The organism is Micromonospora cremea, from assembly GCF_900143515.1.
GTDB lineage: Bacteria > Actinomycetota > Actinomycetes > Mycobacteriales > Micromonosporaceae > Micromonospora > Micromonospora cremea.
On record NZ_FSQT01000001.1, the window covers coordinates 1,362,206 to 1,381,898 of the forward strand.

The 19,693-nt window shown below is 69.9% G+C and carries 23 protein-coding genes and 1 pseudogene; 13 read left to right on the top strand and 11 right to left on the bottom strand.

Features of this window, described 5'->3' with window-relative positions; all coding sequences use genetic code 11:
* Complete coding sequence (treY, locus tag BUS84_RS06095; RefSeq protein WP_074309489.1) at positions 1-2,334, top strand: malto-oligosyltrehalose synthase; 2,334 nt, start codon at positions 1-3, stop codon at positions 2,332-2,334.
* On the top strand, positions 2,334-4,058 hold the full coding sequence (treZ, locus tag BUS84_RS06100; protein WP_074309490.1) for a malto-oligosyltrehalose trehalohydrolase: 1,725 nt from the start codon (positions 2,334-2,336) through the stop codon (positions 4,056-4,058). The genes treY and treZ overlap by 1 nt, the downstream gene beginning before the upstream one ends.
* A gap of 230 nt (positions 4,059-4,288) precedes the next feature.
* Here the strand turns inward: treZ and BUS84_RS41160 are convergent.
* Positions 4,289-4,466 (bottom strand): annotated as a pseudogene (locus BUS84_RS41160) (IS1634 family transposase); the annotation flags it as partial.
* A 30-nt stretch (positions 4,467-4,496) separates the two neighbouring features.
* Entirely contained in the window at positions 4,497-5,417 is a 921-nt protein-coding gene (locus BUS84_RS06105; RefSeq protein WP_074309492.1) for an aminoglycoside phosphotransferase/kinase family protein, read from the bottom strand.
* A 464-nt stretch (positions 5,418-5,881) separates the two neighbouring features.
* Between BUS84_RS06105 and BUS84_RS06110 the strand changes: the two genes are divergently transcribed.
* Together BUS84_RS06110 and BUS84_RS06115 are read left to right on the top strand one after the other, a co-directional pair.
* Complete coding sequence (locus BUS84_RS06110; RefSeq protein ID WP_074309493.1) at positions 5,882-6,277, top strand: VOC family protein; 396 nt, start codon at positions 5,882-5,884, stop codon at positions 6,275-6,277.
* 57 nt (positions 6,278-6,334) lie between these two features.
* Positions 6,335-6,985, top strand: a complete 651-nt coding sequence (locus BUS84_RS06115; RefSeq protein ID WP_074309495.1) for a TMEM175 family protein — start codon at positions 6,335-6,337, stop codon at positions 6,983-6,985.
* 123 nt (positions 6,986-7,108) lie between these two features.
* Here BUS84_RS06115 and BUS84_RS06120 read toward each other — a convergent pair whose 3' ends face one another.
* Together BUS84_RS06120 and BUS84_RS06125 are read right to left on the bottom strand one after the other, a co-directional pair.
* On the bottom strand, positions 7,109-7,714 hold the full coding sequence (locus BUS84_RS06120) for an isochorismatase family protein (RefSeq protein ID WP_074309497.1): 606 nt from the start codon (positions 7,712-7,714) through the stop codon (positions 7,109-7,111).
* A gap of 108 nt (positions 7,715-7,822) precedes the next feature.
* Positions 7,823-8,542 (bottom strand): DsbA family oxidoreductase, encoded by a 720-nt coding sequence (locus tag BUS84_RS06125; protein ID WP_074309499.1) that lies wholly within the window; start codon positions 8,540-8,542, stop codon positions 7,823-7,825.
* 115 nt (positions 8,543-8,657) lie between these two features.
* Between BUS84_RS06125 and BUS84_RS06130 the strand changes: the two genes are divergently transcribed.
* Both BUS84_RS06130 and BUS84_RS06135 read left to right on the top strand, forming a co-directional pair.
* The gene (locus BUS84_RS06130) at positions 8,658-9,086 is read left to right on the top strand and encodes a winged helix-turn-helix transcriptional regulator (protein ID WP_074309501.1); all 429 of its coding nucleotides are present in this window, start codon (positions 8,658-8,660) and stop codon (positions 9,084-9,086) included.
* A 79-nt stretch (positions 9,087-9,165) separates the two neighbouring features.
* On the top strand, positions 9,166-9,792 hold the full coding sequence (locus tag BUS84_RS06135) for a DUF6518 family protein (RefSeq protein WP_074309503.1): 627 nt from the start codon (positions 9,166-9,168) through the stop codon (positions 9,790-9,792).
* On the opposite strand, the gene BUS84_RS38145 is transcribed toward BUS84_RS06135, so the two are convergent.
* Complete coding sequence (locus BUS84_RS38145) at positions 9,784-9,924, bottom strand: hypothetical protein (RefSeq protein ID WP_159450990.1); 141 nt, start codon at positions 9,922-9,924, stop codon at positions 9,784-9,786. The genes BUS84_RS06135 and BUS84_RS38145 overlap by 9 nt on opposite strands.
* 232 nt (positions 9,925-10,156) lie before the next feature.
* Between BUS84_RS38145 and BUS84_RS06140 the strand changes: the two genes are divergently transcribed.
* The 5 genes from BUS84_RS06140 (at position 10,157) to BUS84_RS06160 (ending at position 13,306) form a co-directional block, all read left to right on the top strand.
* The gene (locus tag BUS84_RS06140) at positions 10,157-10,882 is read left to right on the top strand and encodes a hypothetical protein (protein ID WP_074309505.1); all 726 of its coding nucleotides are present in this window, start codon (positions 10,157-10,159) and stop codon (positions 10,880-10,882) included.
* Between the two features lie 73 nt (positions 10,883-10,955).
* Positions 10,956-11,399: a DUF5990 family protein gene (locus BUS84_RS06145; RefSeq protein ID WP_074309507.1), complete on the top strand. Its 444-nt coding sequence runs from the start codon at positions 10,956-10,958 to the stop codon at positions 11,397-11,399.
* Between the two features lie 402 nt (positions 11,400-11,801).
* Positions 11,802-12,248 (top strand): hypothetical protein, encoded by a 447-nt coding sequence (locus tag BUS84_RS06150; RefSeq protein ID WP_074309509.1) that lies wholly within the window; start codon positions 11,802-11,804, stop codon positions 12,246-12,248.
* An 18-nt stretch (positions 12,249-12,266) separates the two neighbouring features.
* Complete coding sequence (locus BUS84_RS38950; protein WP_143728250.1) at positions 12,267-12,476, top strand: hypothetical protein; 210 nt, start codon at positions 12,267-12,269, stop codon at positions 12,474-12,476.
* A gap of 83 nt (positions 12,477-12,559) precedes the next feature.
* Positions 12,560-13,306 (top strand): MBL fold metallo-hydrolase, encoded by a 747-nt coding sequence (locus BUS84_RS06160; RefSeq protein WP_074309514.1) that lies wholly within the window; start codon positions 12,560-12,562, stop codon positions 13,304-13,306.
* A 6-nt stretch (positions 13,307-13,312) separates the two neighbouring features.
* Here the strand turns inward: BUS84_RS06160 and BUS84_RS06165 are convergent, their stop codons facing one another.
* Both BUS84_RS06165 and BUS84_RS06170 read right to left on the bottom strand, forming a co-directional pair.
* The gene (locus BUS84_RS06165) at positions 13,313-14,248 is read right to left on the bottom strand and encodes a hypothetical protein (protein ID WP_143728251.1); all 936 of its coding nucleotides are present in this window, start codon (positions 14,246-14,248) and stop codon (positions 13,313-13,315) included.
* Positions 14,249-14,338: 90 nt separating this feature from the next.
* Complete coding sequence (locus BUS84_RS06170; RefSeq protein WP_074309519.1) at positions 14,339-14,713, bottom strand: VOC family protein; 375 nt, start codon at positions 14,711-14,713, stop codon at positions 14,339-14,341.
* 446 nt (positions 14,714-15,159) lie between these two features.
* On the opposite strand from BUS84_RS06170, the gene BUS84_RS39625 reads away from it, so the two are divergent.
* Both BUS84_RS39625 and BUS84_RS39630 read left to right on the top strand, forming a co-directional pair.
* The gene (locus BUS84_RS39625) at positions 15,160-15,297 is read left to right on the top strand and encodes a hypothetical protein (protein ID WP_244298401.1); all 138 of its coding nucleotides are present in this window, start codon (positions 15,160-15,162) and stop codon (positions 15,295-15,297) included.
* Complete coding sequence (locus tag BUS84_RS39630) at positions 15,294-15,482, top strand: hypothetical protein (protein ID WP_084757251.1); 189 nt, start codon at positions 15,294-15,296, stop codon at positions 15,480-15,482. Before BUS84_RS39625 ends, BUS84_RS39630 begins: the two co-directional genes overlap by 4 nt.
* A gap of 78 nt (positions 15,483-15,560) precedes the next feature.
* Here BUS84_RS39630 and BUS84_RS06180 read toward each other — a convergent pair whose 3' ends face one another.
* The 4 genes from BUS84_RS06180 to BUS84_RS06195 form a co-directional block, all read right to left on the bottom strand.
* Entirely contained in the window at positions 15,561-16,616 is a 1,056-nt protein-coding gene (locus BUS84_RS06180) for a glycoside hydrolase family 43 protein (protein WP_244298402.1), read from the bottom strand.
* 127 nt (positions 16,617-16,743) lie between these two features.
* Complete coding sequence (locus BUS84_RS06185; protein ID WP_074309523.1) at positions 16,744-17,952, bottom strand: WD40/YVTN/BNR-like repeat-containing protein; 1,209 nt, start codon at positions 17,950-17,952, stop codon at positions 16,744-16,746.
* Entirely contained in the window at positions 17,939-18,460 is a 522-nt protein-coding gene (locus BUS84_RS06190) for an RNA polymerase sigma factor (RefSeq protein WP_244298403.1), read from the bottom strand. The genes BUS84_RS06185 and BUS84_RS06190 overlap by 14 nt, the downstream gene beginning before the upstream one ends.
* Positions 18,461-18,598: 138 nt before the next feature.
* Positions 18,599-19,636, bottom strand: a complete 1,038-nt coding sequence (locus tag BUS84_RS06195) for a saccharopine dehydrogenase family protein (protein ID WP_074309528.1) — start codon at positions 19,634-19,636, stop codon at positions 18,599-18,601.
* Between the last annotated feature and the right edge of the window lie 57 nt (positions 19,637-19,693).

The following is a 19,693-nucleotide window of genomic DNA, read 5'->3' on the forward strand; positions in this document are numbered from 1 at the left end:
ATGGCGGTGCCCCCTCACACCGACCAGACGACGACCGCGACCAACCCTGTCCGGACCACGTACCGGGTGCAGGTCCGCCCCGGCTTCGACCTGGACGCCACCGCCGACCTCGTCGACTACCTCGCCGACCTCGGCGTCAGCCACCTCTACAGCGCCCCGCTGCTGACCGCGACCCCCGGCTCCGCGCACGGCTACGACGTGGTCGACCACCGGGCGGTCAACCCGGAGCTGGGCGGCGAGGCGGGCCGGCAGCGGCTGCTGCGCGCGCTGGCCGCCGCCGGGCTCGGCCTGGTCGTCGACATCGTGCCCAACCACGCCGGGGTGGCCGTACCACCGGCCAACCCTGCCTGGTGGGACGTGCTGCGCCGGGGGCGCGCCTCGACGTACACCGACTGGTTCGACATCGATTGGGACCGGGGCCGGCTGCTGCTGCCGGTGCTGGCCGACGCGCCGGACGCTCTGGATGACCTGAAGCTCGTCGACGGGGAGCTGCGCTACCACGAGCACCGGTTCCCGGTCGCCGACGGCACCGGCGACGGCAGCGCGCGCGAGGTGCACGACCGGCAGAACTACGAGCTGGTCTCCTGGCGGCGCGGCGACGCCGAGCTGACGTACCGCCGGTTCTTCGCCGTTTCGGACCTGGCCGGGCTGCGGGTGGAGGACCCGGCGGTGTTCGCCGCCACCCACGAACTGATCCTGCGCTGGGCCGCCGCCGGGGAGGTCGACGGCATCCGGGTCGACCACCCGGACGGGCTGCGCGACCCGGCCGGCTACCTGACCCGGCTGCGGGCCGCCGCGCCGCAGGCCTGGCTGATCGTGGAGAAGATCCTGGAGTACGGCGAGGAGCTGCCGGACTGGCCGGTGGACGGCACCACCGGCTACGACGCCCTCGCTGCGGTCAACGGGCTCTTCGTCGACCCCGACGCCGAGGGCGATTTCGAGGTGCTGGACACCCGCCTCGTCGGGCGCCACACCTCCTGGGAGAACCTCACCCACGACACCAAGCTGGCCGCCGCCACCCGGCTGCTCGCCGCCGAGCTGACCCGGCTGGCCGCGCTCGCCCCCGAGGTGCCGCGCGAGCAGGCGCGGGCGGCGCTCGCCGAGCTGGCCGCCGCGTTCGCCGTCTACCGGGGCTACCCGCCGCACGGCGCCCGGCACCTCGCCGCCGCCCGCTCCGAGGCGGGCCGACGCCGCCCAGACCTGGCCAATGCCCTGGACGCTCTCACCCGCCGGCTGCGCGACCCCGACGACGAGCTGGCTCAGCGCTTCCCCCAGTTCACCGGCGCGGTGATGGCCAAGGGCGTGGAGGACACCGCGTTCTACCGGTGGAGCCGGTTCGTGGCGCTCAACGAGGTCGGCGGCAGCCCCGCCCACTTCGGGGTGCCGCCGGCGGAGTTCCACCGCTTCGCGACCGCCCGGCAGGTCCGCTGGCCGACCAGCATGACCACCTTCTCCACCCACGACACCAAGCGCAGCGAGGACGTCCGCGCGCGGATGGCGGTGCTCAGCGAGCTGCCGCAACGCTGGGGCGAGCAGGTCACCGCCTGGATGGCGTACGCCCCGCTGCCCGATCCGGCCTTCGCCCACCTGCTCTGGCAGACCGCCGTCGGCGCCTGGCCGATCGAACGGGACCGGCTGCACGCGTACGTCGAGAAGGCCGCCCGGGAGGCCTCGACCTCGACCAGTTGGGCGGACCCCGACGCGGTCTTCGAGCAGGCGATGCACGCCGTGGTCGACCAGATGTACGACGACCCGAGCCTGCACGACGAGCTGACCGAGTTCGCGGCGGCGATCACCCCGGCCGGCTGGTGCAACTCGTTGAGCCAGAAGCTGGTGCAGCTCGCCATGCCCGGGGTTCCGGACACGTACCAGGGCACCGAGCTGTGGGACAACTCCCTCGTCGATCCCGACAACCGCCGCCCGGTCGACTTCTCCGTACGCCGGGAGTTGCTGGCGCGTCTGGACGGCGGCTGGCGTCCGCCGGTGGACGACAGCGGCGCCGCGAAGCTCCTGGTGGTCTCGCGGACCCTGCGGCTGCGCCGGGCGCACCCGGAGCTGTTCACCGGCTACCGGCCGGTGCCGGCGCACGGGCCGGTGGGGCGGCACGTGGTGGCCTTCGACCGCGGCGGCGCGATCGCGGTGGCCACCCGGCTGCCGCTGGGCCTGGCCCGCGCCGGTGGGTGGTGCGACACAGTCCTGTCGCTTCCTGTTAACGAGGTGAAGGACCTGTTCACCGGCCGGGTCTACAGTGGCGGGGAGACTCCTCTGGACGACCTTCTGGCCGACTATCCCGTCGCTCTGCTGGCTCCCACCGCTTCCGTGGAGGCTGCGTGATGACCGAATTCACCGTGTGGGCGCCCGACGCCACCCGGGTCCGGCTGCGCCTGCCCGGCGACGGCGACCACGAGATGCGCGCCGCCCCGGACGGCTGGTGGCGGGTAGAGGTGCCCGACGCCGGGCTCGACTACTCCTTTCTGCTGAACGACGACGAAACCCCGCTGCCCGACCCCCGGTCGCCGTGGCAGCCTGCTGGTGTGCACGGGCCGAGCCGACGCTACGACCACGCCGCCTTCGAATGGACCGACGGCTCGTGGACGGGCCGGCAACTGCGCGGCAGCATCCTCTACGAGCTGCACATCGGCACCTTCACCCCGGAGGGCACCTTCGACGCGGCCATCGACCGCCTCGACCACCTCGTCTCCCTCGGCGTCGACCTGATCGAACTGCTCCCGGTCAACGCCTTCAACGGCGAACACAACTGGGGGTACGACGGCGTCTGCTGGTACGCACCGCACCAGCCCTACGGCGGCCCGGACGGGCTGAAACGGCTCGTCGACGCTGCCCACGCCAAGGGGCTGGGGGTGATCCTCGACGTCGTCTACAACCATTTCGGGCCCTCCGGGGCCTACGCGCCGCGGTTCGGGCCCTACCTCGCCGAGCAGAGCAACAGCTGGGGACGCTCGATCAACCTGGACGGCCCGCACTCCGACGAGGTACGCCGCTACATCATCGACAGCGTCCTGATGTGGCTGCGCGACTACCACGTCGACGGGCTGCGCCTGGACGCCGTGCACGCGCTGCCCGACACCCGCGCGGTTCCGCTACTCGAAGAGCTGGCCATCGAGGTCGAGGCGCTCTCCACCCACCTGGGCCGCCCGCTGTCCCTGATCGCCGAATCCGACCTCAACGATCCACGGCTGATCACCCCTCGGGAGGCGGGCGGCTTCGGGCTGCACGCGCAGTGGAACGACGACGCCCACCACGCCCTGCACACGCTGCTGACGGGGGAGCGGCAGGGCTACTACGGCGACTTCGGCTCGCTGGAGGCACTGACGGACGTGCTCACCGGCGGCTTCTTCCACGCGGGCACCTGGTCCAGCTTCCGCAAGCGGCACCACGGGCGGCCTCTGGACCCGCGGGTGCCGGGGCACCGGCTGGTGGCGTACCTGCAGAACCACGACCAGATCGGCAACCGGGCTACCGGTGACCGGATCTCTGCTTCGCTGTCGCCCTCTCTGCTGCGCGTGGGTGCAGTGCTGCTGCTGACCGCGCCCTTTACGCCGATGCTGTTCATGGGGGAGGAGTGGGCGGCGTCTACGCCGTGGCAGTTCTTCACGTCGCATCCCGAGCCGGAGTTGGCTACTGCGGTGGTTACCGGGCGGCGGCGGGAGTTCGCGGCGCACGGGTGGCCGGAGGGGGACGTGCCCGATCCGCAGGATCCGCAGACGTTTGTGCGGTCGCGGTTGGACTGGGCGGAGCTGGACAAACCTGAGCATCGGGAGATGTTCTCGTTCTATCAGCGGCTGATCGCGCTGCGGCGGTCTCTTCCGGATCTCTCTGACCCTCGGCTGCACGCGGTCAGCGTGCAGCATGGAGATCAGTTCCTGCTGATGCGGCGGGGGGACACGCTCGTGGTAGCTAATTTGGCTGGGCGGGGGCAGGGGATCTCGCTGCCGGGGGTGGCGCGCCGGGTGTTGCTGGCCACGGGGGAGGGGGTCACGGTGATGCGGGACCGGATCCAGCTGCCAGCGGAGACGGCGGCCATTGTGGCACTTTGAGGGAGTACGCGTCTGCTCAAAGGACTAGACGCGGCTGGTTCAGCGATATCCGTCCCAGACCCATCGAGGATCTGAGGGTTTACGGCGAGGGAACTGGGAGGGATTCCGCGTCGGCAGGTCAAGCAGATAGGTCGGCCGAGTCGGCCATGGCACCTCCTTGCCCTCCAGGTGCACGCTGAACTGATCCCCGACCTGTCGTCTCTGCCCGAAGGTTGTAGCCAGTTGGTCGACTGCCCCGCGGCGAGCCGCTGCCGCGGCTACCGCCTTGAGTAGCTCCAGGTCCGCGTCCGTGTGCGCGGACCCGATGTGCTCGATGTCCCGCGAACCCCGCCGCTGGGGATGCACAATCTGCACCGCCCGCGCCCCAGACGCCGTCCTCACCGTCCGCACGTACGCCACGACCGACACGATAGAACCCGCTGAATCTGCGTGCTGATGTTACGCATTAGCCCCGCGGAGGCGTTCGGCTGCCTGCGCCCGCAGCGCATCGCCGCCCGCCGAGGTGCCACCGCACAGTGCCATCTCCCGGGCGTTATACGCGGCCATCCACAAGCTGGCCGCCCACGCGACCTCCAGCTCCACCGCCGTGAACAAGCGCCCTCGAATGTCTTGATAAGCCACCAGGAACGCCTCGGAGCTTTCGATCGGCGCCAGCGTGGGCGGCCCGGCACTGGCAAACGACCCGCTCGCCGCTCCCACCAGCGCCGCCTCCGGCTGCCGCGCCAGGCTGTCCCAGTCGTGCACCGCCCACACCTGCCAACCCTGCCACCGCAGGTTCTGCGCCTCGAAGTCGGCGTGGCCGAGCACGCACGGCAGGCCGGCCGCCAGCAGCCGCCCCCGGGCCCGCAAAGCCGTCTCGACAATGTGCTCGGACACGACACTCTGGTCCCGGCTGTCGAGAAAGTCGATCGCCGGCCACACCCCAGAATCGGTGTGGTCCCAGCGCACCCAGGGCGGATTCGGCAGCGGCGGCGCGACGTTCACGCCGGCAAGTTCGGCCATCAGCCGGGCGAACACCTCCGCGCAGCGCACGGCTATGTCCGGCGAGTCCCCGTGCAACACCTCGCCGCCGGGCCGGAATTCCTCGGCGTGCACGGCCAGCGCACCTACACCGACCACCGGCGTGAGCGGCCGGGCACACGGCAACCCGCGCTCGGCCAGCCGGGCCTGCGCCGCGACACACGACCCGGCCCGGCCGTCGTCGGCGCGCGCCTTGACCACGACGTCCCTGCCATCGACCAACCGCAGACCGAACACCATCGAGACCTGTTGCGACCGGAACAGCACGCCGGCGGGCTCACCGCCCAGATGGTCAAGACACCAAGCCGGCAACCAGCCCGGCAGCTCGTCCAACGGCACACTCAGGACTGTGCCATAGACACCGAACGCACCGCAGGCGAGATCGTCTACGGGACGATCACCGGACCTCCGTGACGATCCGCCCTGCCACACATCGCCCTTGCGCAGCCGCAGCCATCACCGACCCGCACCTGTGGCAGCTCCAGACGGGGCACATACCTGGTCGACGCCGCGCGGGCGTACGTACAGGTTGGTGACCTGCGCGGCGCCGCTCGGGCCCTCGTCAACGCGGACAGTGTCGCGCCGGCGGAGGTCCGGTGCCGGCCGTTGGCGCGTACCGTGATCGCCGAAGTTGCCCGGCGCCGGCCTGCGTGGCGCGACTGGCGACGCTGGTCGGCCTGACCCGCTGACCGGCCGGCCTCAACTCGGGCTGTTCCGCCAGGAGATCATGTCGGTAAGGAAGATCTTGGATCTGTTGGGCGGGCGGCATACTCTGAGCGCCGTCCGCGCTATGAGGGAGAGTCGTGACAAGTAGGTTCACCGAGTTGACCGTCGACTGCCACGATCCGGGGAGGCTCGCGGCCTTCTGGTGCGAGGTCCTGGACTTCACGGTGATCGACCGGGGCGAGGGCAAGGTCGAGATCGGCTCCTGGGTGCCTACCGTCGAGGAGGTTCGGGCCCGCCAGATGTCGCCCACCCTGGTGTTCATCCAGGTGCCCGAGGGCAAGACCGTGAAGAACCGGCTTCACCTCGACGTCAGCCCGATCGACGGCAGCACCGAGGACGAGGTGACCAGACTGCTCGGCCTGGGCGCCACCAGGACTGATGTGGGCCAGGGCTCAGACCGGAGCTGGGTGGTCATGGCAGACCCCGAGGGCAACGAGTTCTGCGTCCTGCGCACCCTGGCGGCGCACAACTAGGCCGCGAGGGGGCTGCGGGCGAGCGTGGCAGAAGCGGACAAATAGCATACTTGGGGCATGCTTGCCAAGAGCAACGCCCCGCGGCTCGCGCGTCATCCGGGCCGACTGGTGGCTTTCAGCGACGCTGTCTTCGCCATCGCCGTGACGCTTCTCGTGCTGGAGATCCAACCGCCGGAGGACTTCGGGCATCTCCTGCGGGGCCTCGGGGCGTTGTGGTCGTCGTACCTGGCGTACGCGCTGAGCTTCCTGCTCATCGGGCAGGTGTGGGTCAACCATCACGTCATGTTCGACCGCGTCCGGCACGTCGACCGTGAGGTCCTGTTCCTCAACACGTTGCTCCTGATGGTCATCGCGTTCCTGCCGTTCTCCACGTCGCTACTCGCCGGGGCATTACGCGCGGAGCAGGGCCTGCGGACAGCGGTCGTCGTCTACGGCGCCACACTGTGGACGGCGGCAGCCCTGTTCAACATCATCTGGGCCCATCTCCGCCGCGCCAAACTGCTGGACCCCAGCCTCGGCCCCCTCGGCGTCCGGGCCATCGGCCGCCGATTCGCGCTCGCACTGGTCTGGATCGGTTCCGGCATCCTCGTCGGCGCGTTCGTGCCGATCGCGGGTGTCGCGATCATCGCCGGCTTCCTACCCGCCTACTACCTACCCATCCGCGGCGAGTACGGCGAGGGCAACAAGGCCAGCGACCGGCGCGACTGAACGGTCCGTTGGGCCGCCGTCGCCGAAGAAGTTGGAGTCCGGCGGCTGATCATTCGCCGCCCCTGAAGCGGGCCCGGCGCATGCTGCGCGCAGCCTGCGGTCGGGCCCGCTGGGGCGCCCCGCCTACTTCGCCAACCCGAATCCACCGAGTACGGTCTTGAAGTTGTCGGCCAGGATCTGACGAATCTGCTGGCCGTGCGGAGTGGCCCAGTCCTTGGCGAGTTCGCCGAGGACCGCGGCGGTGGTGGTCAGGGTGACGCCGGCCTGCGTCATGCGCAGTCGCGCCACCTCCTCGGAGATCTGGAACACTGATCCTCCGGCGTCGAGGACGGCGTAGACGTCGTATCCGGCCCGCTTGGCACTGAGCGCGGTGTAGATCAGGCAGCCGTCGTTGGTGGTGCCGGCCATGATCAGGGTCCGGCGGCCGGTGGCCTCGACGGCCCTTACGAAGTTCGGGTCGTCCCAGGAGTCGATGATGCCGGTGCGCTTGATCCGGTTCGCGTAGGCCTCCGGGTTGATCTCCTCCAGTCCGGGCATCCACCAGTCCTGGTTGTCGTCCTCGGTGCTGCTGGTCCAGACGTTCGGGATGTCGAGGACCTTCGCCGCCTTCACCAGGGTGATGCTGTTCAACTTGGCGACGTCGGGCGACTGGGTCTTGATGAACCCCATCGAGATGACCTGGTGGTCGATCAGGATCAGAGCACTGTCCTGCGCCTGTAGATCTGACATGGCTGTTAACTCCAATTCGGTATGGCGAACCCTCGTGGGTCCGTGTCTGCTGCCCCGAGCGGTCTGCTCGGGTTGATAGCGGGGAATCCGTCGCCTGGGGCGAGCGGCTCAGATGGTGCGGTCGGGCACCGCGCACCCGTCCGGGGCGCAGATGCCCTCGGCGTCGGCGACAACCGGCAGCGGCTGCGGAGCGGGATGACTCTCGTCCCACGCTTTGGCCATGACCGCGAGCAGGTCGTCGAGGCCGATCGCCCCGGGCACCGCGAAGCGGCCGTCGAACACGAGGAACGGTGCGCCGCGAGCCCCGAGGCGCTCGGCTTCGAGCTGGTCGGCGGCGACGCGGGCCCGGTAGCGGCGGCTGCGCAGGGCCTCGGCAGCCCCGGCGCGGTCCAGACCCACCTCGGCGGCGAAGTCGAGGACCTCCTCGGTCGTCCACAGCTTGCGGGCCTGCCCGAAGTGCGCCCGGAACATGGCCGTCCAGATCTCGTTGCCGCGTCCCTGGTCGGTCGCGTAGGCGAGCAGCTCGTGGGCGAAATCGGTCGGGCCGAGCGTGCGGTCGACCGCGCGGTAGGGCGTCAAGCCCTCCGCCTTGGCGGCCCGCTCGATCGGTCGCAGGACCCGGTCCACGGTCGTCGCGGGGGCCCCGGCCATCGTGATCAGCTCCCGTTGGCTGACACCCTCACGGGGCAGGTCGGGATGTAGCTGGAACGACCGGTGGATCACCTGCACCTCGTCGGCGTGCTCGAACCGGGCCAGGGCCTGGTGGAGCCGGTGATCCATCAGCCCGCAGTACGGGCAGACGATGTCCGACCAGAACTCGATCTTCATGGCACTCCTCCTCGTTTCTCACTTCCTGTTCGTAGCCCCATGATGCATTAGAATCGGAGAGCCACAAAAGGTACATTCATGTGCGTGGCAACCGGCTGACGGAAGGGGTGGCGGTATGAGTGGCGAGGATCTTCGACGGAGGCGCACCAACGTCCGGGCGAACGTCCGGAGCGCGCCGGGGCCCTGTGCGCACTGGAACGACGAAGACGCCGACTTCATCCGCGAGGTCCTGGACCTCGTCGGCGACAAGTGGAGCGTGTTGATCATCGGTACGCTCGCCGACGGCCCCATTCGCTACTCGAACCTGGGCGACGCGATCCCCGGCATCTCCCAGCGCATGCTCACGCTGACCTTGAAGCACCTGCAGCGCACGGGCCTCGTCAACCGGACCTCCTACCCCGAGGTCCCGCCCCGCGTCGAGTACGCCCTCACCGACCTGGGCACGTCACTGCTGTCCACCGTCCTGGCCCTGGCCGCCTGGTCCGCCGACCACCACGTCGAGATCCGCCGCCACCAGACGGAGTACGACAACGGCGCGACCTAGATCCGGCCTCTTTCGGACCGGTCGCACAGACGAGGGGCCGACCAGGGCAACAGGGGTATACTCGGTATGCTCTGCGGCCATGCGACCTGGTGACCGCACGGTGGCGCTCGCCTCCGTGGTGGGCGGATTCCTGCTCGGCTTCCTCGACTTCTGCTCGATCAAGTGGCTGCCGTTCCCCATCGCCGAACTCGGGAACTCCATCGCGACCTGGGCGGTCGCCGCCTTCTTCTTCGGCTACTGGGTGCGGTCCGGGCGGCTGCGTTCGGCACTCGGCGCCGCCGTCCTGCTCGTCGTCGCGGTGCCCAGCTACTACCTCGCGGCGCTCCTGCAAGGCGACGACCTCGCGGTGCTCTGGGCGCCGTCGTCGCTGGTCTGGATGCTCTTCGGCGTGCTGGCCGGAGTGGTCTTCGGCACCGGCGGGACCTGGGCGCGCGGCGCGGGGTGGCGGCAGGTCGTCGGGATCGCGATGCCCGCCGCCGTGTTCTTCGAGGAGGCGGCCCGGTTCGCCGGCAAGGCGACCGACCCCGACTACCCGGCCGGCGCATGGTGGAACGTGGCGATCGACCTGGCGCTGGGCCTGCTGATCGTGGCGCTGACCGGCGGGTCGCTTCGTCGGCGGGCGCTCGCCGTCGCGGTGGCCGTGCCACTGGCCGCCGCGATTCTGGTGAGCTTCGCGGTGGCCGGCGCGGCCGTCTCGTCAGCCTAGCCGCAGCGTGACGTAGGCGAAGTCCTCCTCCGGCGGCAGGTATCGGGACACCTCGACGAAGCCGCGCGCATCGGCGAACCGGAGGCCGTCAGAATTGGCCGCCCAGATGATCGTCTCGCTCCCTTCGGCCACCGTCGACCGTTTGTCTGTTGTGGACATATCTTCAGATCTGCCGGTGGCCACAGCGCGACCTGGTTTACCCGCGGCCCAGGTGGACGCTGTTCGAACCGCACACGCCGCAGGCGTCTCAACAAACCAACTCACCGACCAGTACGGCGTCCACCGTTCAGATCTGGTGCAAGGTCCGCTCCGCTGGTCGAATGGGGGACCCAGCTGGGATGTGACGATCCAAGGAGTTCAAGGCGTGGCAACAGATGCCCTCGACGGACCGGTTCCGGAAGCAGCCGTACGTGGGCAGCGAGTCCTCGACCTTCTGGACAAGGCAATCGACGTCCAGAGCGTGCTGGTGCGCAAGAACATCGCCCGGGCCCGCCAGCGGAACCCGGAGGCGACACCGGCACAGGTGATCCGCAATCTGGAGCGGATGTACGTCAGCGCCCTGACCGGAACGGGTGCTGCAGTCGGAGGAGCGGCAGCGGCGCCCGGCGTCGGCACCGGCATCGCACTGGCACTGTCGGCCGGCGAGGCACTCTCATCTCTTGAGCTGAGCGCCCTCTTCGCGCTCTCGATCGCCGAAGTCCACGGAGTCCCCATCGACGAGATCGAGCGCCGCCGAACGATCGTGATGGGAATCATGCTCGGCGGGTCCGGCTCCGCCACCATCACCAAGGTCGCCGAGCGCACGGGGCAACACTGGGGACGTCAGGTTGTCGCCAAGGTGCCTGCCGAGACGTTGCGTCAGATCAACAGGATCTTGGGGAGACACTTCATCACGAAGTACGGGACCAAGCAGGGAATCATCGTTCTCGGTCGAGCGGCACCGTTCGGTATCGGCGCTGTGATTGGCGGTGGCGCCAACGCTGCCCTCGCCACGCTGGCTGTGCGGGCCGGTCGTCGCGCATTTGGCCCACCCCCGACGTCGTGGCCAGCGCCGACGCCCAACACCCCGCCAGCGAGCACGCACCCCTAGTACAACCGCGCCACGTCTACCCGCTCCCACCAGCGGAATATCGAACGGCGGCGGCCGCACTAGAGTCGGTGGGATGCGGATCCGAATCGACGGCAGCGACCTGCCAGGGCGGCGCGTCGGTGCGGAAGCTGATGCGCTGCGGCTCGGCAACGTGCACGTCGGGGTCCAGCGCAAGGCCGAGGTGGTCGATCAGGTGCCGGCCGACGCGGCGACGGCGACCTGGTGCTTCGAGGTGTCCAGCTGGGAGATCGACGGGATGCTGGACGTCGGCGGGCCGTGGGTGCATGGGCGCCCCGGAGCACGGTTCCTGTATCTGAGCTGGGGCGCGGTGACCGATGAGGGCTTCGCGATGTTCAGACGAGCGAAGTTGATGTTCACCGACATCCCCACCGAGCTGCTCCGCGCCGCACACGACGGCAGCGGGATCCTGGTCGGCCGAGTCGGGTTGACCGACGCCGCAGGCGGGCCGCTGTGCGCTCGGGTCCACCCTCCCGCCATTGCCTGGTCGGTGGAGTGACTTCCGGACAGTGACGTTCGGGCTCCTTGCCCCCGGCGGCAGGTACCGGTCGACCTCGGCGTAGCCATGCGACTCGACGAAACGCAGGCCGCGTGTCCGGCTCATCGAGCGGAAGTGATCGCAGGCGTCTCCCCACGTACGGGGAAGCGACTCCCTCGGTGCAGGGATTCGCCCGCCATGCCGTTCGGGCACGGTGATCTCGGATGTGCCGATGTTCACCACCGATGCGGAGAGACCACCGTGATTCAAACGCCACGTGTGCAGGCCATTTCCGCCACAACGTCCGCGGCGCCTCGTACGCCACCAGCGCCGCCATGGGCGCACCGAGCCGGTCACGTGGCGTGGATAGCCCCCGTACTGGGATTCATCCCGCTGCACATTCCATGGATCCTCGGTATCCCGATGTTCGCCAATCCCGATCCGTTCCACGAGTGGTACCACGGTCGCGGGCCTGGCGTCGGCGATCATCCGGTCGACGGTTTCCTGGGCATGCCGGCCGGCGCGTTCTATCTGGGCCTCCTGTGCGTCCTCGCCGGGCTCGGCGGAGTCTTGGCGCTTGGACTCATCAGTGACTGGGGAGTGACCTTCCCCCGGTGGGTGCCGTGGCTGCGCGGACGTCGAGTGCCACCGTGGTTGCCGTTGACGCCAACGGTGGTGGGATCCGCCGTGATGATCGGCTATTCGGCGACCCTGCCCTGGCAGTTCGCGGCCGACCTGTCCCGGTCCAGCCCGCAGGACATCTTCACCCCGACGGGTGTCCTGATCGGCCTCCCGCTACTCCTGGCCTGGACGATCGCGCTGCCCCTGGCCGGTTGGTCCTACTACCGCCGCACCCGTCTGCCGCGATGACAAGACCGCTGAGAGGTGGTGGGTGCTGTCACCGCCGCGCGGGCGTACCTCCAGGTGGGTGACCTGCGCGGCGCCGCACGCGCGCTGGTGGACGCGCACAGTGTCGCGCCGGCCGAGGTCCAGTGCGGAACGCGTCGGGGGCCGGACTGGCGGCCGGCCCCCGACGAACCCGGCTACGAGACCTTGAATGGTCAGGTTGTGTTGGGTTCGAGGGTCAGTCCGGTGTGAGCGAGGAAGTCGTCGAGTAAGGCGGTGGGGTATTGGATCCGACACGATCGAAACGGCATCGCCGCGTAGGCACACTTGCGGGCATGCACGACTGGTATGCGCAGGCCGAAGCGGGTAGTGACGTTATCCGGATCTCGGAACCGCACGTCAATGAACTGGTGTCGGCGAACTTCTGGTGGTTGCGCGGCAACGATCGTGACATCGTGGTCGACGCCGGGCTCGGTGTCGTCGCCTTGCGGGAGGCGATTCCGGGCATGTTCGAGCGCGATCCGATGGTCCTGCTCACCCACGCGCATCTGGATCATGTCGGTGGGGCACCTGAGTTCGCTGACCGGGCCGCCCACCCCGCCGAGGCGGGGCTCTTGGCGGCGGGTGTACCGGCGAGCCTTTACGGCGCGGAGCTCTACGACAAACTCGGGATCGATGTAGCGGGAGAACCCGTCCCGGAGCTCATGATCGACGTCCTGCCCAGTCCCGGCTACGACCCGGCTACGTACCGCGTCGAACCCATGACCCTGAACCGCGTGCTCGACGACGGCGACCGAGTCGACCTGGGCGGGCGAGTACTGACTGTGCTGCACCTTCCCGGCCACACACCGGGAAGCATCGCCCTGCTGGAGGAGCGCACCGGGACCCTGTACTCCGGCGACATCATCTACGAGGGTGCCTTGATCGACAACCTGCCGAACTCCGATGTGGCTGCCTACCGGCGAAGCATGGAGTTCCTCGCCGACCTCGACGTGTCCGTCGTCCATCCTGGCCATGGGCACAGCTTCGACAGGACACGCCTTTACCAGTTGACCGAGACCTACCTGTGCAGGAAAGCTTAGGGGACGTCACCGGCCGCAGGCCCTGCACGCGCCGCGGGTGCGCAGGTGGTAGTCGCTTGACGCCGCGACGAGCCCGAGCCCCATGGTGCAGTACGCCGACATCGCCACCCAGAGGAACGTGTCGGAGAACTGGCTGATCGAGCCCGACGTCAACTGCACCATCCCCATGCCGAAGTAGGCGACGACGCCCGCCCCGAGCCCGAAGCCGGGCACCAGCAACAGCAGACGAGGGATCGTACGGCCGGCGAGCAGCGGTACCCAGCCCGGCCAGATCTCGCCCCAGCGATGTACCAGTGCCAGCGGCAACAGCACTCCGGCCAGCACCAGGCCGATCTCCAACCCGATCACGGACGCGTCGTGTGTAAGGCCGTCGAATCCCACCACGACCTGGGCCGCGAAGCGGGTGACGAGGCCGGCAACCGCGGCGTACGCGGCCCAGCGCGCCCACCGCGCGGGTGCTGAGTGCCGCAGACCCGGTCGGCCCGTCCGGCAGCAGTCCGGACAGTCGCCCCGGGTGCGCCGCTGATAGCGGGCGGTGGCCAGACTGAGCAGGACCGCTCCGGTGACACAACCGAGCCGGCTGGCGAACGCCACCGGGTCGAAGTACGGGCCGACCGTGAACAGCAGGAAGCCCACCAACTCCGGCAGAAGGATCGCGGCTGCCGCGATCAGTGCTCCGGCGACTGTCCAAGCGACTCCTGCGAGCGCCGGCCGCCATGTCGTCACCCGGTCCAGAGCAACCGCCAGAACACCCGCGGCCACGCACAACGCCACCGACCGCCAGCCGGTGAAACCGAGCAGGTCGGACCCGAACCGCCCGAACTCGGGAGCCTCGCCAACGGTCCACGCCAGACGTACGCCCCCGTATGCCACGGCCCAGCCGAGCACTGCGTACGTCAGGCCGTGGCCGCTCCTGCGAGCGATCGATGCCGATGTCGTCATGCACCCGATCCTTCCGGCGCCCCGGCGCGGGCGGCCCCCGCCGCCAGGGGAAGGCACTCCCTCGCAGGAGGGACCCACGTCCGAGGCCAGCTACAGGTACGGCCGCGTGATGATCTCGATGGCGTGCCCGGCCGTGTCGAAGAAGTAGAAACCGCGCCCGCCGTGCTCGGTGTTGGTCTCGCCCTCCCGCTGCATGTGCGGGTCGGCCCAGTACGTGATGCCCCGCTCCTCGATGCGCGCCAGGCATCGTGCGAACAACTCGTCGTCGACGAGGAAGGCGTAGTGCTGCATCTGGATGTCCACCGGCGGCTCGGCGAACTGGAGCAGCACACCTTCGTCGAGCAGGACGTTGGCGAACGGCCCCCACGATGGTGCCTCCGGCAGCTCGAACAGCTCCCGGTAGAACGCGGCCGACGCGTTCCTGTCCTTCGTGGCGATGATGGTGTGGTTGAACGTGACTGTCATGCGTACCGTCTTCCCGGTCGATCCGAAGACCCGACCGGAAGCCCGTGGCGTCCACCAACCGCACCGATGACAAAGCCCCGATGGCGCCGACGCCCCGGACTCCGCGCGAGACACACGTACGTCGTGTTGATCTCGGCGTGGCGGCTGAAGTAGCCACAACCTCCGGGGGGTAGGCCCATCTGGGGCGCGACGGAACGCTATCACGGCGGGTGCTCTCGATGAATTGATCATCACTGGGACATCGGCTGCCGTGCGCGTCCGTGAAGCCCTCTCGTTTTGCATCCGCCCTGTTGATCCTTGCCGCTACGACGGCTCTCGCCGCCTGCGGTGAAGCAGATACGGCGACGACGGCCGGCTCCTCGTTGCCTGCCCCCACGTCCGCCGCCCCGTCGTCAGTCGCCTCCTCCGCCGCCGCCACGCCGACGACGCCCGCTGAGGCGGGCGGCGTGAGCGACAAGAAGCTCTGCGAGTCGGCGAAGAAGGCCGGCGACGAGATGAGGGCGGCCCTCGTCGCCATGGCGACGGCTGGTGAGCCGTCGGCGGCCGACTTCAAGAAGATCCTGACCGAGCTGGACCAGAAATGACCGAGGTGGCGTCGACCGGCGGTGACAGCAAGGTCCCCGCTGCCCTGCGGGAGTTCGGCGTCCTAGCGTCCAAGGCGGCAGCGGAGCCGGACCCGGCGGCTGCGGCCGACAACCCGGCCTTCGAGAAGGCCGGCGCGGACATCACCGCTGCCTGCAAGGCGGTCGGAGTCAGCGTGAACTTCTGACCGTCGTTGCTCACCCGACGCCGGCCGGCGTGGCGTCCCTCGCCGCGCTGGTCGGCGTCGACCGTTGAGGCGCGCGGGTCACTCGAAGAACTTGATGCTGAATCCGGTGTCGGTCGTCGGGCCGGGCACGTTGGCGCGGCGGTAGGCGGTGTTTCCCCACCAGCAGAAGGTGCCGATGTACCAGTAGCGGTTCGCCCAGGAGTACAGGGTGCCCTTGGGCACGGCGTGGAACATCAGGGGGAACCTCGGCCCGGCGGGCGGGCTCGTGGCGATGTCGCCGTTGAGCAGCACGAAGCTGTGGTGGCCGGGGCCGTCGACGTGCAGGGTGCGGTCCCAGCCGGCCATCATGGTGGCCCGGTTCGAGCCGAACAGGCAGCCGTTCGACTTGTACCAGTCCCACACGTACGTCGGGTCGCCGCCGGCGCGCAGTCGCAGGTCGGCGAGGCAGTACTGGTTGCTCCAGCTGCCGTTGGCGGAGTAGACGATGTGGAGTTGCCCGTTGGGGTCCCTGATCGCCTCGGGGGCCTCGTTGATGTACGGGTTGCCGACGACGCGTTCCCAGCTCTCCCGCGGCTGGGAGATGATGAATCGGTTGCCCGTCGGGGTGAGCGGGTCACTCATTCGGCTGAGGTAGATGTTCTGTTCGACGTTGGTGTCGCCGGCCCACCCCGACCAGACGAACCACCGCTGCCCGTTGAAGGTGAACAGGCTGCCGTCGATGGCCCACTTGCCGCCGGGCAGCGTGAGCTGCCGCTCGGCCGTGTAGCCGCTGGCCGGTGACGATGAGCTGATCGCGTACATGCGGTGTGCGGGGCCGCGTCCGGCTGAGAAGTAGATGTAGTAGCGGCCGCCGTCGGTGACGATCTCCGGGGCCCAGACCTCGCCCAGGTTGCGGGTGTCCGTCCAGACCTGTCGCGCCGGAGCGGCGGCCAGCCCGTCGGTGGATGGTGCCTGGCGGACGGCGATTCCGCCGTTGAGCGATTGGACGGAGATGTAGGTGGCGCCGACGCGGATCACGCTCGGGTCGGCGGCCCGCAGGCTGGTCTGCCCGGCCGCCGCCGGTCCGGCGCCGGCGGCGGACAGCCCGGTGGCGAGCACGGCGGTGAGTACGACGGAGAGGAGTCTGGTTCTCACGGTGGTGGTTCCCTTCTCGACGTGCGTCGCCGGGCGTGGCATCGCTCGCATCGATGGGCGTCGAGCTTCTGTGTAGAGCCCCGATGAGGAGGCTGTCAATGGATTGATGCCGTACGGCCGCATCCGTTCAGGGCGCGAGCGTGAAACGGCTCCAGGTGGTCGCGTCCGTGGTGACCAGGAGGTGGTCCGGCTCGCCCGTCGACCCGTCATCCGGGCCGAAGAGCCAGGCGTACCCGGGGGCGACGCTGAGCGCGCCGACGACCGGGCCGTACTCGCGGGCGACCGTGAAGTGCCGCCCGTCGTCCCGGCTGACCAGGAGCCGCGCGAGGCGGTTCGGCTCCGTGCCTGCTCCCGCGGTGATCGCCAGCAGGGATCCGTCGGAGCCGACCGTGAGGTCCCAGTGCGCCTGCGTGGGCAGGTCCGCGCCGGTGTCCGCCCAGGTCTCCCCACCGTCCGCCGTTCTCAGCAGCCGCATCGCGCCGCCCGCCGTCGACGGCTCGGTCAACAGGTACCCCTCCCGGTCGTCGACCCCGACCACCGCCACCACGCTCGCGTCGGCCCCCACCTCCCAGGTGGTCCAGGTCGCGCCCCGGTCGGCGCTGCGCGCGACGGTCGCTCCCGAGGTGCCCGGCATCTGGTACGTCGTCCAGATCGTGCCGTCCGTGCTGGGATAGAGGCTGAACAGTGGACGCCACGACGGCGCCGGGCCGGTCAGCCGGTACACCGTCCCGGTCGACGGTTCCACCGCCAGCGGCTCCCGCAGAGCCCCGCAGCCGAACCCGCAGAAGACCGCCCGGGCCGTCGCCGGAAACGTGGGAACAGCCACGATCGCCTCGTTCCCGTCCCGCCAGGTCCGGCCGTAGTCGGTGGAAAGACGGGGTAGTCCGGCGTCGCTGACCAGGTAGGACCGGTCGCTGAGAACGGAGAACTCGAGGTCCCCCACCGTCGGCGCGGGGTTGGCCTCGCATCTGGTGCCCTGGAACCGCGTCCTGTCCCCGCTCGACCAGCTCCGGCCCCGGTCGTCGGTGAGCGCGAAGCGCAGGACGCAGCCCTCCCGTCGTACGTCGACGCCCGAGTCCGGACCGGTCAGCGTGAAGTCGCTGGAGTGGTCGGGGCGGGTTGACGGCTCGGGCGGCGCCACCGGGTGCGCCCGGTCCGGTCCGGACGCCAGCGGTACGGCGGTCACGCCGGCCAGTGCGACCAGGGCGGTCGCCACCATCGCCACGGACCGGTGTCGGCGCGTCCGGGCGGTGGACCGCAACTCGCCCAGGGGCGGCTGCCGGACGGCCTCGGCGATGGCCTCCACGTCGAACCCGGAGAACTCACGATCGGGCATCGATCCTCCCGGTTTCCGTGGTGTCGGTGGCGTCGGAGTCGGTGAGCAGCGCCGCCAGGGCGTGCCGGCCCCGGGACAGCCGGGACTTCACCGTCCCGGCCGAGACGCCCAGGGTGGCGGCGACCTCGTCCACCGGCAGGTCGACGAGGTAGTGCAGGGCGAGGGCCTGCCGCTGCCCCTCGGGCAGCCCGCGCAGCGCGGCGAGCAGGGCGAGGTGCTCCGGCGAGTGGTCGGCGACGGCCGGCGGCGGGCCGATCCGACGCAGCAGCCCATCGAGTACGCGCCGGCGCCGGTACCGGCTGCGGGCCACGTTCACCGCGACGCGGCGCAGCCACGCCTCCGGGTTCTCCAGCTCGGCGAAGCGCCGGGGCGCGGCCAGCGCCCTGGTGAACGCCTCCTGGACCGCCTCCTGCGCCTCGTTCAGGTCGCCCGTCACCGCGTACAGCTGGACCACCAGGCGCCGGAAACAGCCGGCGTAGAGCTCGGAGATCAGATCACCGTCGGACACCGCCACCCCCCTTCTTCCACCACTCCCACCAATGGGCGGGGGAGAAGGTTCCGGTGGCCGGTCAGAATATGGTCGGTCGGGGCGGGGTGCGCGGGCCACCGGCATACCGTGACTGGCGAATCAGCGGCTCATGACTGGTCAGTCGGTCCACTCGTGGCGTGGTTCGAGCGCGATGTGTGCGGACAGCGCGCGGAGGAAGTCGGGCGCGTCGAAGATCGCGCCGGCGGAGGCGACGCCGCTCGTCCTCGTCTGGCCGCCGAGAATGCGACGCACCGCTTCGACGGCGAGGGGTGCGCTGATGGCGTAGATGTCCTGGCCGCTGGCGATGACGCGTCGTCGCGTGTCGCCGGAGCGCACGATGACGTCGACGGTGAACGTCTGCGCGGACCGGCCGAGCTCGTCGACCGCCGCCGGGGCCGGTGTGCCCGGAGCGGCCAGGTCCCGGGCCGCGTCGGTGGTCATGTACGTGCGCACCTCGGGGATGGACAGGTGGCTGGGGACGGTGACGACGTCGGCCATCGTGAACTCGCCGAGGACGGTGCGGCGGCCCAGCGGAGCGGGGAAGTCCCATTCCATCCTCGGCAGGTCGCCCCCGTCGACGTAGTAGTCCAGCCGGCCGCCGGTGTAGCGGACGCGCTGGCCGGCGCGCCGTTCCCGGGAGACGGCGCCGGCGGCGAGTGTCCCGGCCGTCGGGTGCCAACTGCTCAGTCCGTACGCGACGTGCGCCTCGTCGGCCGCCGTCCAATCACCCATCGCCGTCGTCACCAGCAGATCGCCGAGCCCACCGAAGAAGGCCATCGCCGGGACCACCGCGACGCCCGCGGCCCGAGCGCGGTCGGTGAAGTGCGTGAACGTGTCGACGTTGGCCTCGATCTCGGCTGCCACGTCCACGTACGGGATCCCGGCGCGCAGGGCGGCCTCGATCACGGGGGCCGCGGTCGAGGCGAACGGGCCGGCGCAGTTGATGACCGCCGCCGAGCCCCTCAACGCCAGGTCGAGCGAGGCCGGATCGTCGACTGACGCCACCCGGTATTCGAGCCCCGACGCCGCCAGCGCCTGGAGCCTGCCCTCGTCCCGACCGACGAGCAGCGGAACGAACCCACGATCGCGCAACTCCGTCACCACGAACCGCCCGGTGTGCCCGTACGCACCGAAGACCGCGACGTTCTGACCCATCTGCACTCCCTTGAAAAGATCGACTGAGGAGAGCCTTTCGCAGCGGCCAGCCCCGGA